The 14,732-nt window shown below is 62.1% G+C and carries 13 protein-coding genes; 2 read left to right on the forward strand and 11 right to left on the reverse strand.

Annotation, left to right across the window (positions count from 1 at the left end; translation table 11 throughout):
- Nucleotides 1-27 precede the first annotated feature (27 nt).
- The 10 genes from EMO90_RS03335 to EMO90_RS03380 all read right to left on the reverse strand — a co-directional run bounded on the left by EMO90_RS03335 (nucleotide 28) and on the right by EMO90_RS03380 (nucleotide 11,025).
- Nucleotides 28-627 (reverse strand): response regulator transcription factor, encoded by a 600-nt coding sequence (locus EMO90_RS03335; RefSeq protein WP_190971902.1) that lies wholly within the window; start codon nucleotides 625-627, stop codon nucleotides 28-30.
- Between the two features lie 63 nt (nucleotides 628-690).
- Nucleotides 691-1,854, reverse strand: coding sequence for an ABC transporter permease (locus EMO90_RS03340; protein WP_150353074.1), 1,164 nt, complete (start codon nucleotides 1,852-1,854; stop codon nucleotides 691-693).
- Nucleotides 1,855-1,857: 3 nt separating this feature from the next.
- Complete coding sequence (locus EMO90_RS03345; RefSeq protein WP_190971903.1) at nucleotides 1,858-2,466, reverse strand: ABC transporter ATP-binding protein; 609 nt, start codon at nucleotides 2,464-2,466, stop codon at nucleotides 1,858-1,860.
- Nucleotides 2,467-2,525: 59 nt separating this feature from the next.
- Nucleotides 2,526-3,608, reverse strand: a complete 1,083-nt coding sequence (locus EMO90_RS03350; RefSeq protein WP_190971904.1) for a peptidoglycan-binding domain-containing protein — start codon at nucleotides 3,606-3,608, stop codon at nucleotides 2,526-2,528.
- Nucleotides 3,609-3,749: 141 nt separating this feature from the next.
- The gene (locus EMO90_RS03355) at nucleotides 3,750-4,673 is read right to left on the reverse strand and encodes a hypothetical protein (protein ID WP_150353077.1); all 924 of its coding nucleotides are present in this window, start codon (nucleotides 4,671-4,673) and stop codon (nucleotides 3,750-3,752) included.
- Between the two features lie 52 nt (nucleotides 4,674-4,725).
- Nucleotides 4,726-5,070: a hypothetical protein gene (locus tag EMO90_RS03360; protein ID WP_150353078.1), complete on the reverse strand. Its 345-nt coding sequence runs from the start codon at nucleotides 5,068-5,070 to the stop codon at nucleotides 4,726-4,728.
- A gap of 438 nt (nucleotides 5,071-5,508) precedes the next feature.
- Nucleotides 5,509-6,429, reverse strand: a complete 921-nt coding sequence (locus EMO90_RS03365) for a hypothetical protein (RefSeq protein ID WP_150353079.1) — start codon at nucleotides 6,427-6,429, stop codon at nucleotides 5,509-5,511.
- Between the two features lie 57 nt (nucleotides 6,430-6,486).
- On the reverse strand, nucleotides 6,487-6,828 hold the full coding sequence (locus tag EMO90_RS03370; RefSeq protein WP_150353080.1) for a nuclear transport factor 2 family protein: 342 nt from the start codon (nucleotides 6,826-6,828) through the stop codon (nucleotides 6,487-6,489).
- A 306-nt stretch (nucleotides 6,829-7,134) separates the two neighbouring features.
- Entirely contained in the window at nucleotides 7,135-7,656 is a 522-nt protein-coding gene (locus EMO90_RS03375; protein WP_150353081.1) for a GNAT family N-acetyltransferase, read from the reverse strand.
- Nucleotides 7,657-7,755: 99 nt separating this feature from the next.
- Nucleotides 7,756-11,025: a UPF0182 family membrane protein gene (locus EMO90_RS03380; RefSeq protein ID WP_150353082.1), complete on the reverse strand. Its 3,270-nt coding sequence runs from the start codon at nucleotides 11,023-11,025 to the stop codon at nucleotides 7,756-7,758.
- A gap of 98 nt (nucleotides 11,026-11,123) precedes the next feature.
- Between EMO90_RS03380 and EMO90_RS03385 the strand changes: the two genes are divergently transcribed.
- Entirely contained in the window at nucleotides 11,124-12,410 is a 1,287-nt protein-coding gene (locus EMO90_RS03385; RefSeq protein ID WP_150353083.1) for a glycoside hydrolase family 3 N-terminal domain-containing protein, read from the forward strand.
- 340 nt (nucleotides 12,411-12,750) lie between these two features.
- On the forward strand, nucleotides 12,751-13,170 hold the full coding sequence (locus EMO90_RS03390) for a glycerophosphodiester phosphodiesterase (protein WP_150353084.1): 420 nt from the start codon (nucleotides 12,751-12,753) through the stop codon (nucleotides 13,168-13,170).
- Nucleotides 13,171-13,301: 131 nt separating this feature from the next.
- On the opposite strand, the gene EMO90_RS03395 is transcribed toward EMO90_RS03390, so the two are convergent.
- Nucleotides 13,302-14,144: an alpha/beta hydrolase gene (locus EMO90_RS03395; protein WP_150353085.1), complete on the reverse strand. Its 843-nt coding sequence runs from the start codon at nucleotides 14,142-14,144 to the stop codon at nucleotides 13,302-13,304.
- Between the last annotated feature and the right edge of the window lie 588 nt (nucleotides 14,145-14,732).

Here is a 14,732-nt window from a genome sequence, read left to right on the forward strand (position 1 = left end):
CCCGCCATGCGCGGATGAGCAGTTCCCTCATAGCAGTCCCTTACGCGTACAAGCCATGATCGCCTCGGCACGGTTGTGTACGTCCAATTTGGCGAACAGGCGCTTCATATAGGTTTTCACAGTGGATTCCGAGACGTTGAGCCTGCGGGCGATCGCCTCGGTGGTCTCCCCGCCCGCATACAGGCGGATCGTCTCCAATTCCTGTTCGCTGGGCCGGACCATGGCCAGTTCCCGGTTCGCCCAGTTCTCCAGTTTCGCGTTCCCCGCCGCCGAGGCCACCGCGCCAAGCAGTTCCACGATCGGCAGGGATTTGGCGATCACGGTCGCAATGCCCGCCGCCCGCAGCTCCCCGGCCGAATGCGTCAGCTCGAATGCGGTCATCGCCACGATCACGATTCGGGGAAAGCGCGGTTTGATCTCCTGCGCCAACTCGTAGCCGCCACCGCCTGGCATCTCCAGATCGGTCAGCAGCACCTGCGGCGTGCCATCCGGCTTTCCGCACCGGCCCACCGCCTCCGAAGCCGAAAGTGCGGTCCACAGCACGTTCGCCGGCGCGCCGCTGACGACGATCGCCCGCTGCAGGGAAGACGCCACCCATGGGTCGTTGTCCACAATGCCGAGTGTCATCCGATCGTCCATACCGCCCCGTTTCCCATCGTCCTTGATCCGCCTTCCAGTCTAGCCGCGCGATCATGACGACCTCAGCAATTCCGCCGGATCCACGCGCGAGGCCCTCCATGCCGGGAGCAGTCCGGCCAGCGCGCCGATCACAAGTCCCGCCGCAGGCACCAGCAGCACCTGCGAAGGCAACAGGAACCGCCATCCGCCGGCGAGCGCGCATACGCCCGCGCCGATGGCGCCGACCAGCAGCCCCAGCAGGGCGCCGGCGAAGCCGAGTCCCATCGACTCCGAGAGGAATTGCAAGGCGATGTTCCGTCGAGGCGCGCCAAGGGCCAGATCAATGCCGATTTCGCGCCGCCGCTCATTAACCGCCATCTGCATGGTATTGACGATGCCGAATGCGGTGACCGCGACCATGATCGCCGTGACGATGGCGGTCAGATCCCGCGAATCCGCCATGAGGCTGGCGCGCAGCGTAGCCGGATCGGACGGGGCCTCCACATACACGGCGTTGGCGTTCCCGGGGTTGAGCGCCACGGCCAGTCTGGCCGCCACGGTTTGCGCCGTGCCCTGCTCCACCTGCACCTGCATGGTGCGCGTGGCCGGCAGCATGCCGAATATGCGGGCGGTTTCTGGTGATATGACCAGCGTGGTCGCCAGCGTGGCATCATCCTCGCCGTCATTGACGATGCCGACCACGGACAGTCGCACGCCGTTGACCGTCACCATAGGATCGCCCTGTGCCATGGTGATGTGCAGTTCCCGTGCAAGTCTGCTGCCAAGAATCGCGGTGTATGGATCGGCTTCGGCGGCGGGCCCCGGCAGCGAATGCCCCGCCTTCACACTGGCCCCACGCGCCCGCAGCCCCTCATTGGTGCCGACGGCCACGCTCGCCTCGACCGATGCGCCCCATTGCGGACTGACCATGACCGCTGCCGTACTGGCATCCTCGGGAACGTGCAGCGTGCCGGCGGCGGTGATCTGCGGGAATCCATCCAGCCGCTTCAGCAAATCCGATTCCGTCATATCCCAGAATGACGCGGGCAGGGAGACCTGGATGGATGAACGTTCCATGTCGGTGAAGCGCTGTGTGGTCCTGTCCGCGGAACTGGCCGTGATGCCCTGCAATGCCACCAGCGCGGCCGCCGAGCATAATACCGCCAGCAGCGTCAGGAGGGATCTCCCACCACGCCGGAACAGGGCCATCAGGGCCCGCGTCAGCGGATTGCGCATGGGTCAGCCCTCCTCACTCACCACGCCGTCGCTCACCATGAGGTGGCGTGCGCAGGAGTCGGCAACGCGCGGGTCATGGGTGACGATGATCAATGTGGTGTCCTTGCCGATCACAGTGGCGAGCATGTTGACCACGGTCTGCGAATTGCGCGAATCGAGGTTTCCGGTCGGCTCGTCGCACAGCAGGAGCTTGGGACGTGCGGCGATCGCACGGGCGATCGCCGTGCGCTGTTGCTCACCTCCGGACAGCGTGGATGGAAACTGCTCGGCCTTGTCTTCCAATCCGACCCGTTCCAGGCATTCCATGGCACGATCGTGCGCAGGACGGCCATGCACGCCCTTGATGGCCAACGCGTGCAGGATATTCTCCCGCACGGTCAGATAGTCGATGAGATGGAACGATTGGAAGACGTATCCGATCATGTCCCGCCGCATCCGGCTGATCGCGCCGGCGCGCATGGAGCCGACATCCAAGCCTTCGAGCAGGTATTCGCCGCCGGACGAGCGATCCAGCAGACCGATGATGGCCAGCAGCGTGGATTTGCCCGAGCCGGACGCGCCTACGATGGACACCGATTCGCCCGGGAACACGTCGAAGGAGGCGTCCGTCACGGCAATGGTGGCGGGAGGAAAGCGGCGCGATACGCCGCGCATGCGAATCAACGGCCGATTCATTCCGGTATCACCGCCTTCATGTCCTCGCGCAATCCATCGCCGGTGATCTCGCAACGTCCCTCGTGACAGAACCCGAGCGTGACCGGCGTACGTTCGCCTTGCTCGTCCGCAAGCCACCAATCGCCGTCGCCGCCCCTCAGCGCCGCCGAATCCACGGAGTACGAGCCTTCCGCGCTTTGCCGAATGGTCAGCGTGACCTTGGCATCATCCGGCTCCACGGGCAGTTTGCCCGGTTCCGACGCGGCGAATCCGTACCAGACTTTGTTGGTCCGGACCGTCGACTGCCCATTTTCTTCCGCGCCGGCCGCCTCATTCCCATCACCTTCGGAACCAACCTGCGGCGGTGTGTATGATGCGGTGACCGTGCCGTCCAACGGCTCGGCGAACAGCGCGCGGGCCGCATGGTTGTTCAGCGCATCCTTGCTATCCAGACCGTTGACGTCCGCCGCGTCGAACGCCACGGCATAGTCGCGTTCAACGGTTTCCAGCGTGCATAGTGCTCCCTGCGCCCGAGTCCCGGCCTCGCCGCACACGCCGGTGGCGATGAGCGGCACGGTGGGAGAGAAGACAAGCTCGGAGACAGGCATGGCCGCGCGCTCACGATCCTGCTCGGTATCCGGAAGCGGCACGCCCGCCGCATCAACGGCCGGGAAACCGTATGCCTTGTACAGTCGCCATACCGCCCGCGCCGTGGACGGGCCAAATTCGCCGGCCTTGTCCGATGTCCTGTACCCCAGCCGGGCAAGGGCCGCTCGCAGCTGCTTGACGTCGCGTCCCGAGTCGCCCGACTGCATGGTCCGGTATGCCGGCACATCGCCCTTCAACAGCAGGATTGGTCGCTCGTTCACCGTGGAGATCACATCGCCCTCCTTTGCCTGCGTGCCCGCCGCAATGCCATCGCGCGTCACCGTGCCTTCGCCGCTCACCGTCAGGCTGCGGTGCGCGAAGGCGTGCAGGGTGCCGCTGAGCGTCTGTGAGACGGGATCGCGGGTCACGGCGGTGGTCACCGTGATCGGCTTCGGGGCGGCCTGCTGCTCACGCATGTTCCGGATGCCCAGCGTGGCGACGACGCTGCCCATGATGAGGAATGCTGCAAGCAGCAACCCCAGCACCGCTCCGCCCCAGCCATGTGAACGTTGGCCGTTGTGCGATCGATCCCCGTTGCGCGGATGAGATATGCCCATGATGACCTCCGAATATACGTTCCCTTGCAAGTCTGTTTATTGCGCTTGTTGGCTGATGGTCTGGTAGGTGACGCTGCCGTCGATGACCTGCTTCACCCGGTCCATGGCCTGCTCGAGCAGCTCATGGCGCTCCAGCAGCATCGCCTCGTTCTCCAGCATCCACTTACCCGCCGTACGCTGCATGGCCGCATCCAGCTTGTCCATGAGATCAGCCCGCTCCTGACAGTCGAAATCGTGCCTGGCCAGCGTCTTCTCCCGCTCGTCCGGGGGCTCGTTGTACGTGCGGTACGCGCCAAACTCCTTCTGCGCGATCTCATAGGCACGCAGGCCACGCACCTTATAGCCGTACTCGGCCATGCAGGGCATGTACTCATCCCTGATCGCGGCGACCACATCCGGATCATTCAACGTCGTATCCGACTTGCTTCTGCCATACTCATTGAAGGTATTCGACAGCATGGTGTAGTTGTCCCAAGAACCATACAACCAGCGTGTGGCTTGATTCCAACAGGCAGTATTCTTACTGGGATCACCACCAAGAGTGCCGGACACCTCTTCGGCAAACCGATCGCTTTCGGATTCCGATAACGTGTCCCGGTACGCATCCAAGGTATCAACTCCCTTGGCATAGTCAACAGTGACCGTGGGATATCCGACGGCCATGGCTTCGGCCTGCGACCGAAAAATGCCGCCAACATCCGCATAGCCCTTGGAAGAGGTGCTTACCGCCAATGCGCTTGGCATATCGAAACCCAGTGCGCGAGCACATTGAACGGTAAGCATTTCCTTCGCCTGAGACAGTTCCGTGGGATTGCTGATCAGATCGGAAACCGCCGTTTGCAAAGTCAACGGCACAACAGCGGATTGATCTTTCTTTGCTTCACAACCACCCAGCACGACAATCATCGCGACAATCATTAACGCGCTTTGAACGTAGCGCATCATAGTCAGCTTATTCATAATCCCACGCTCCATATCCGGTCGAATTCAAGGAATAATAGATTAGTATCAATCAGCCGCCAGTGGTGACATGATCAGCTGCATTGAGCTTGTCAAACGCTGGCACAAACTGATCTTTGAACAGCTTTGCAATCGGCTGGTCACCCCAAAATACTGTGTTATTCCACACCGTGCAATAATCGGTAATGTTTTGAGTTCCGGAATCATAGACGTTGTCCGGGAGATCTACGGTACACGTATCCCACATGGCACCTCCTCCGGCGAAATCATTTTCCGTATACATCTTGAGCTCCACCCCGGAAGAAGTCGTCTTGGCGCTGGCCGCAGACGTGGGGATGAGTACGCAGCACAGTGCCACAACGGCCGCCGCAAATCTGAATCTTGGATGCTTCATCATTAGTCCTTTGCACTTGCAATAGTTAGTTAGACATGGCTTATATCAGAAAGAGAGCCGGTCCCCCGCCGCCATGCGCGGAACCGACGGGCGTTTTTCCTTCGCCTCGATACCGAGCTTATGGGAGCGAGCCCCCTCCCAAAGCGGATTCCTGTCCCCCAAATGGGTACTTTCACGCCATTATCCTTCCGAAAACACAACAGGGCGCATCCCGCGAACTTGGGAGCGCCCTGTTTTTTCAATACGTTGCATTCAGTTATTGGTACAACAATAGCCACATAACTGGACAGATGTTCGTAAAACAAATGTTCGACACACCGCCGCTTGTCCAGGCATCAGCAGGACACGCCTCACATCGTGACCGCTGCGTCGAGTGCCGCGCAACCGCTCATCATCATCCGAGTGCAATGCATTCATAATGGAATCCCATACCTGATTGCATTATTGACGCTTATCGATGGTCTGGTAGGTGACGCTGCCGTCGATGACCTGCTTCGCCCGGTCCATGGCCTGCTCGAGCAGCTCATGGCGCTCCAGCAGCATCGCCTCGTTCTCCAGCATCCACTTACCCGCCGTACGCTGCATGGCCGCATCCAGCTTGTCCATGAGATCAGCCCGCTCCTGACAGTCGAAATCGTGCCTGGCCAGCGTCTTCTCCCGCTCGTCCGGGGGCTCGTTGTACGTGCGGTACGCGCCAAACTCCTTCTGCGCGATCTCATAGGCACGCAGGCCACGCACCTTATAGCCGTACTCGGCCATGCAGGGCATGTACTCATCCCTGATCGCGGCGACCACATCCGGATCATTCAACGTCGTATCCGACTTGCTTCTGCCATACTCGTCAGAAACATGAGACCAATCCGTGTAATTGCTCCATGATCCATAAATCCATCGCGTAGCTTGAAACCAGCAAGCACTATTGGTTTCTGGGTTATCTAACACGCCTTGCACCTCGTTATCGAATCGTTCGCTCTCTTCACTATTCAACGTATCCTGATAAGCATTAAGCACATCAGAACCACCATCGTAGTTGACAGTAACCGAAGGATAGCCAACACTCTCGGCTTCACTGCGCGAGCGAAAAACTCCACGAACATCAGCGTATCCTTCGGCACCGGTATTGACCGTCAACGTTTGTGGCATATTAAACCCACGTTCACGGGCACACTGGATGGTGAGCATTTCCTTCGCCTGAGACAGTTCAGTTGGGCGCCCAAGTAAATCGGCAACAGCATTGTTTAGGGTCTGCGGAACTGCCGCTGTCTGATCATCGTCATATCCGCATCCACAAAGAAGAATAGCACTTATAGCAGTAAAGACCACTACATGTGCAATTCGCTGATTAAAACGTCGATTTACCATACTACGCCCCCTTTTATAGTTCTTTACGTCTCAGTTAAGAATTAATATACTTAGCCATCAACAGCCAGTGGTCACATGATCAGCAGCATTGTGCTTTTTGAACGAATACTTAAGCACATGCTTATCTAAGGTAGCAATGTTTTCATCGCCACCAAAAACTGTGTTATTCCAGACCGTACAATAGTCCGCAATACTTTGAATGCCGGAATCATAGACGTTGTCCGGGAGATCTACGGTACACGTCTTCGAGATCATGCCATATCCGGCAAAATCCGTTTCTGAATACAGTTCGAGTTTTTCGCTATTGATACTTGCTTTGGCATTGGCTGCGGAAGTGGGAACAAGTACGCAACAGAGAGCCAAAACAGCCGCCACACATCTGAGTCGTGAAGCTTCCATAATGAATTCCTTACGTTCGCATAATTACTGGTCAGGGCTTTCGCCAAGCTTGCAGAGACGCTCCAACGCTTCAATGCGCGGGACCGACGGGCGTTTTTCCTTCGCCTCGATACCGAGCCTACGGGACCAAAGTCCACCCAACAGCGGATTCCTGTCCCCCAAACGGGTACTATCCATGCCACACTCCTCCAGAAAACACAACAGGGCGCATCCCGCGAACTTGGGAGCGCCCTGTTTCTTCAATACATTGCATTCAGTTATGGGTACAACACTATCTACACCATCGTACAAATGTTCGACACACCGTCACAGCTCCAAATACCAGTACGACATGTCGTGCATCTTCCCCGTGGCATCGGTCGCGGCGGCGGGCAGCAGACCGAATTGGGTGAAGCCGAAGCGGCGCATCAGGGCCACCGATCCGGCGTTGTCGGCGAAGATGATGCCGATCGCCTTGCGCATGTTCCGTTCACGCGCGGCGGCAAGCAGCCAGTCGAGCATCGCCGTGCCCGCTCCCCCGCCCTGGGCCTCCGGGGCGATGTAGTATGCGAGATCCGTCACGCCGTCGTAGCCGGGGCGGTCGTAGAACACGGACAGGGCGCCGAAACCGATCACCGGGTCGTCCCCTTCGGCCGCGGCCGCGTCCTCGATCACGGCGACCACGTACGGCGGCTTGTGGGACTCCACCCATGCACGGCGCTGTTCCAGGGTTTGGGACTCAAGGTCGGCCGTGGATCCGCCGGCCTCCACGGCGGCGTTGTAGATGCGCGCGATGGCGGCGACGTCATCGGATTCGGCGGGGCGGATGCGGTATGGGGAATTGGGCATGACGACTCGATTGCTGTTGGGGTGGGGATTTGAAGGCATAAAGCCGAAGGATCCCTGATTCGTTCGGGAATCAAGGATCCTTCGGCTCAGGGGAACTTACTACTGCTGTGCGGCGAGGGCCTTGTTGAGGGAGTCCTGCAGCTTCTTCTGGGCCTCGCCATAGGCCGCCCAGTCGCCGTTCTTCATGGCGGCGTCGGAATCCTTCATGGCCTGGGAGGCATCCTGCAGGGCCTGCTTCAGGTCCGTGGAGCCCGATGCGGAGGGCGATGCGGACGGCGACGGGGTGGAGCCATCGGTCGAACCGGTGGTTCCGGACGTACCCGAGCCGGACGAGGTCCCGGACCCGGACGTTCCCGAGCCGTCAACCTGCGGCTTGGTGGTCTCCTTGCCGTCGGAGTTGGCGGCGTCACCGGCGGAGGCACCGGAATCGCCGCCGAACACCTGGTCGAGCGCCTCGTCGAGCGTATCCGCGAAGCCCACCTGGTCGCCGAACGCCACGAGCACCTTCTTCATGAGCGGGAAGCTGGTGGTGCCGCTGGACTGCACGTACACGGGCTGCACGTACACCAGTCCGCCGCCGATGGGCAGCGTGAGCAGGTTGCCGCGCACCACGTTCGTGGAGCCGGACTGCAGGAGGTTGAGCTCCTTGGACACGTCCGCGTTGGCGTTGAAGTTGTTCTGCGCCTGGCCGGGACCGGGCACGTTGGTGTTCTTGGGCAGCTCCATGAGCCTCAGCGTGCCATAGTTGTCGCCGATCACGCCCTTCTCGTTGCCCGCATCCGAATCGACGGACAGGAAGCCCGTGAGGATTTCGCGCGTGGCGGTGCCGGCGGGGATGTACGTGGAGGTCAGCGAGAAGATGGGCTCCTTGCTGCCGCCGGTCTGCAGGGTCAGGTAGTACGGCGGCTGCTTGATGCCCTCGGCGCGCTGGCTGTCCGGCTCGGTGGGATCCGTGGGCGTCTGCCAGAAGTCCTCGCCGGAGAAGAACTGGTTCGCGCTCTGGACGTGGTACTTGGCGAGCAGCTCGCGCTGCACCTTGAACAGGCTCTCCGGATAGCGGATGTGGCTCATCAGGTCGCCGGAGATCTCCGAAATGGGGTGGTACTGGCCGGGGAAAATGCCCTCCCATGCCTTGAGCACCGGATCGTTCGCATCCCAGGCGTACAGGTCCACCGAACCGTCGTAGGCGTCCACGGTGGCCTTGACCGAGTTGCGGATGTAGTTGGCCTTCTGGGAGGTGAGGCTCTTGATGGTGGCGGAGGACTCGGTGGTGGAATCCTCGGTCACGGCGCCCAGATCCACGGTCTGCGAGTACGGGTAGTTCGCGGAGGTGGTGTAGCCGTCCACGATCCACTTGACGCGGCCGTCCACCACGGCCGGGTACACGCGTCCGTCGAGCGTGAGGTACGGGGCCACCTTCGCCACGCGCTCCTTGGGGCTGCGGTCGTACAGGATCTGCGAGTCGGAGGTGACGCGGTCGGAGAAGAGGATCTGGTCAGAGCCGAAGCGGACCGCATAGAGCAGGCGGGCGAAGATGTTGCCCACGGACGGGCCGCCGTCGCCGTTGAAGGTGGTGGTGGCGCCCTGCGATCCAGTCGGGTAGTCGAACTCCCAGGACGCGGTGCCCTCGGGCGCGCCCACGATGGAGTACTCCGGCGCGTTCGGGGAGAAGTAGATGCGCGGCTCGTACTTTTCGGAGTCGGTCAGCGCGCCGGACGTGGGGATGTCCTTCTCGAAGAACTCCGGCTGTCCGTCGGCGGTCACCTTGTTGCCGTACGCGGCCACGATGCCGTAGCCGTGCGTGTACACGGTGTGGTCGTTGACCCAGTTGCGGTTGTCGTTGCCGGCGAGGTTGATCTCGCGCGCGGCGATCACCGTGTCCTGGCTTTCGCCGTTCACATCGTACTTGTCCACGGCGAGGGTGTCCGCGAAGGTGTAGTACTGCTTGGACTGCTGCAGCTGCTTGAACGTGGAGGCGACCACCTGCGGGTCCAGCAGGCGGATCTGCGCGGTGGTGTCCGCGCTCTCCGCGAGCGCGCCGGACTTGCCCTGCGTGGTGGCGTTGTACTCCTCCACCTTGATGTTGTCCAGCCCGTACGCCTTGGTGGTGGCGTCGATGTTGCGCTGGATGTACGTGGATTCGAGCTCCTGCGCGTTCGGGTTGACCTTGAAGCGCTGGAGCAGCACGGGCCAGACCACGTTGAGCACCATGGCGGCCACCACCACGATCGCCACGGAGACGACCGGGGTGCGCCACACGCGGAAGGCCTCGAGGGCGTTCGCCGAGGGCGCGCCGCCAAGAGCCTTGGTGGTCATGATCCACACGCCGAGCACCACGCCGAGCAGAGCGATGAGGGCCGCCGTGACGATGGTCATGGGGATGGTGGCGTGCACGGAGACGTAGGTTGCGCCGGTGACGCGGTCGCCGTCGGCGGTGAGCTGGTCGAACATGTTGAGGACCATGTTGCCGCCGAGCATCAGGAAGTTGAGGATGATCCACACGCCGAGCTGGCGGCGGGCACGCGTGGTGACGCTGAAGATCGACTTGCCGCGCACGGGCATCTGCAGGCGGATGCCGCCCATGAGGAAATGCGTGACCAGGGAGGCGATCACGCCCACGAACAGGAGCAGCGCGACGGCCGAGCACACCAGTTTGAGGCCCGGCAGCACGAAGACGTAGAAGCCGTTGTCGATGCCGAACTGCGGGTCCACAGTCCCGAAGGACTGGTTGTGGAACATGAGCAGGATCTCGGACCAGTTGGCGTTGAACTGGGAGCCGAACACCACGCCGATGATGAGCGAAACCACCACGGCCGCGCGGATGGCGCGCTTGGAGCTCAGGCCCTTGCCCACCTCGATCACATCGCCGTTCACGCGGAACGTGGACCCGTCCGCCGCGTCCGGGCGGGCGCGGATGGCCAGCCACGCTGACACGAAGGTCACCAGACCCATGACGAGCGCGTAGGCGACCCACAGGCCCACCTTGACTCCCAGCTGCGTCCACACCACGGAGGCGAAGCCGAGCTGGCCGTACCACATCAGGTCGGTGATGAAACGGGACAGGCCGAAGAACAGCGCGGCGACCACCACGAGCGCCACCACGACGCCCCACAGGATGCGGCTGCCGCGACTGGAGTGGGGGCGCTGGGGCTGGCGTGCGATGCGCGGCGCACTGGGCCGGTAGGGGGGCATGCCGGAGCCGTTGGACGGACCGCCCGCGTTGGCGTCCCGCCCATCGTCCCCATCCGACTCGACGTTGATGATGATCGGATCATCATCGCCGCGTCCCGATCGTGAACCACGGTCCCCCTTCTTTCGGGGATCGTAGTTCGGGTCGAATATCCCACCGAATGCATCAAAAAACGACATAACGCCAGCCTAGCGGGATATGGGGAGATTCGGCTCGCGCTGGGCTGAATCCCCGTTTGGGACCATGAAGGGGACGATGATGTCGCATAATCGGGGGTATGCGTATGTCTTTCCCCCGTTCCGCCCGTAAGGCTCTCCCAGCGCCGCTGGCCGCGATCTGCGCGATCGTGATGTGCCTGGTCCTGGCCGGATGCGGTGCGATCGGCACCCAATCCGCGCCGAACGGCGACGATTCCAATCTGTCCGGGGGCAGCCCCTCCGCGGCTTCCTCTTCCGCAGCGCTTCCCTCGCCCGCCGATTCTTCTTCCCCCGATGGTTCTTCCTCCCCCGCCGCGACCGACGATTCGCCGCAGTCCCGGGCCCGCGCGATGGTCGCGTCGATGAGCCTTGAGGAGCGGATCGGCCAGCTGGTCATGGTCCCGCTGTTCGCAGGGACGGACGCCTCGCAGATCGAGCCGCTGATCCGCGATGATCATGTGGGATCGGTTCTGGTGCTCGGCAAATGGAAGACCGGCGTGGCGGGCGTGTCCCAAGCGACGAAGGCGCTGCAGTCGTACGCGCCGGCCGGCAACGGGCTGATCATCGCCACCGACCAGGAGGGCGGCAGCGTCCAGCACCTGACCGGCGAGGGATTCAGTACCATGCCGAGCGCGGTCAGACGGGGCAAGATGAGCACGGATGCCCTGCGCAACTCGGCCGCGACTTGGGGCGGCGAGCTCGCATCGGCCGGCGTCAACGTGGATCTGGCGCCCGTGCTGGACACCGTGCGGGTGGCGCGCAAGTCGAATGCGCCCATCGGCGCGCTGAACCGGGATTTCGGACTGGACGCGGCCGGCAACGCCGACCATGGCGTGGCGTTCGTGCAGGGCATGCGCGACGCCGGCGTGCAATCGGCCGTCAAGCACTATCCGGGGCTTGGCGGCGTGACCGGCAACACCGATTTCACGGCCGAGGGGATCACGGACCGGACCACCGCGCTCGGCGACAAGGCGGTCGCGGCCTTCGACGATGCGATTCGCCAGGCCCAGCCGGCGATGGTGATGATGTCACTGGCTACGTACGCGAACATCGACGGATCGGCGCCGGCCGCGTTCTCAAAGGCGATCGTGACCGATCATCTGCGCGGCAAGGCGGGCTACCAGGGCGTGGTGATCTCCGATTCGCTGTCCGCGGAGGCATTGGGCGGCATCGCGACCGATCAGCTGGGCGTGCGGTTGGTGGAGGCCGGCGGCGACTTGGCGTGCATCGGTGCGAGCGACTACGTGCGGCCGATCATCGACGGGCTTGTGGCGCGGGCGAAATCCGACGCGGCATTTGCGGATCTGGTGGCTGATGCTGCGGTGCGCGTGGTGACCTTGAAGATCGGGATGGGATTGGCCGGCTGATCCGCCGTCACGGATACGGCAAACGGCATTTGTTACGGCCATGTTACGAGAAACGATCAGCACATCTGTGGATTTGTTCATTTGCTATGCAACATGCTCACTTTCCGCACACGGCCTGTTCGATTCCGTATGAAGTATGTTGCAGTGCCTCCGTTTGCACCAGACCACTCACGGAAGAGGAACCTCATAATCGTTGAAATTCCAACGAATTTACACTTCAGAAACCGGCCGTTCACCCTACGTCTCACCGAGGAAACCTCGCACGCTTCCAGCCGGTGATAGCGTAGTGCTCGTGTTCAAAACGAACATATGATCTGTTCTTATTGCGGAGGTAATGAACATGTCCAACGAGAAGCTCATCGACGTTGAATCGTCCTGGTACTCCAAGTCGCCCGAGGAGAAGACCGCCCACGCCAACGAGATCGCCAAGTCCTTCGGCATCCCGGACAGCGCGCTGGTCGAGGTCGACGCCTACAAGGCCGAACTGACCAAGCACAACGCTTGGGATCTGCCCTTCCTGGGCTACGTGAACGAGGACGGCTACGGCTACGCCTACGTGCCGAACGAGGCCGTGGCCGCCGACGGCTGGGATGCCCACGCCGCGTTCAAGAACCTGTCCGAGGACGGCAAGACCGCCTTCGCCATCCGCATGCTGTTCACCCACCGCGATGTGGGCCGCGCCGGCGCCGAGATGTACCTGCGCATGAACCGCAACTTCACCATCCGCCGCGAGGGCGTCGCCTCCGCCAAGTACGCCTGATCGGCGAGTGCGGCGGGCGAATGAACCCGCGCCGCGCAACGATAGATCAGAGCCGGTTCCGGAATCCTCCGGGCCGGCTCTTTTGCATCCACCAGAGCCCTATGTCTCTCCGTCGAAGCGGGCAGCCGCCGTCACTTCCACGAGGTGGCGTTCGGGAACCGCCCCTGAATCCACCGGTCGACAAGATCGGGCCAGATCTGCACGCACGTGAGGTTGCCGATCCAGCCCGTCGGATTGTCGGTCTCCCTGGTGCCCAGGCTAGAACCGTGATTGCCTTCGGGGAAGATGTGGACCTCCACGTTGACGCCGGCATCCACCAGCGCGTTGACGAACAGCAGCGTGTTCTGCACGGGCACGGAGCGATCGGTCACCGTGGTCCACACGAACGTGGGCGGCACGTCGGCGGTGACATGGCGTTCCAGCGAGACGAGATCCAGCCACTTCGGATCGTCCTTGCGCTCGGGGCCAAGGAGGTTGTCGATCGATCCGCGGTGCGCATACGGGCCGGAAGTGATGACCGGGTAACCCAGCAGCATGCCGTTCGGGCGGATCTCCTCCGGGTCGAAGCCGTGCTCGCGCACCTCGGCGCCGTTCCACCGTTCACTGAAGAATGCGGCCGCGTGTCCTCCGGCGGAGAAGCCGCAGATCACGATCGCATCCGGATCGATGTGCCATTCGGCGGCATGCGTGCGGATCCGACGCATGGCTTCGGCGGTCTCAAGCAGCGCGACCGGATATTCGCTGGGCGCGCAGGAGTAGTCGAGGATGAACGCCTGATAGCCGTAGCCCAGCATCTTGAGCGCGATGGGTTCGGCCTCGCGCGGGGAGGTGCGCGTATAGCCGCCGCCGGGCAGGATGAGCACGGCCGGACGCACGCGATCCGGATCCATCGCTTCGGAATTGCTGATCACATAGCCCCGGAACAGGGCTTCGGAGCCGTCGACGCCATTGATCGTCTCTTCGAAATACCGCATGATCCTCCTTGGATTTCCGCGCGGGATGAGTCGACATCCAGTATTCCGACGGCCGGGGACGATGGGGACATCCCGATTTGTCATCCTGAGCGGAGCGTAGCCTGCCCGTCATCCTGAGCGGAGCAAAGCGGAGTCGAAGGATCCTTAATTCATGCACAAGGTTAAGGATCCTTCGCTTCGCTCAGGATGACTGGGACGGAACTGCGCTCAGGATGACGGCGGAAGTGCCACCTGCGGTGCCCCACCCACAAACTGGGCAAATCGGGACACTGGATTCGCAAACTGGGCAGATCCGGTATTCTGCGACCGATTTTCGGCCTCCAAATGGCATGATCTGCCCAGTTTGCGCGACGAGAGGCCCGATCTGCCCAGTTTGCGGTGCGGATTAGGCGAGCTAGACGAGAACTGGGCAGATCGGGCATGAGCCGGGAGTGAACGTGGGCAGAACTGGGCAGATCGGGCCGGTTCCGGGACTCGACGCGACCGGGGGCGTGACACGGCGTGTGACCGGGCGTGTGACACGGCGTGCGGTGTGACCGGGAGCGTGACAAGGTGTGGACACGCCCGGTCACGGGGTGTCAGAAACGT

Origin of the sequence: Bifidobacterium vespertilionis, from assembly GCF_008698145.1 — a bacterium.
In the GTDB taxonomy this organism is placed as follows: Bacteria; Actinomycetota; Actinomycetes; order Actinomycetales; family Bifidobacteriaceae; genus Bifidobacterium; species Bifidobacterium vespertilionis.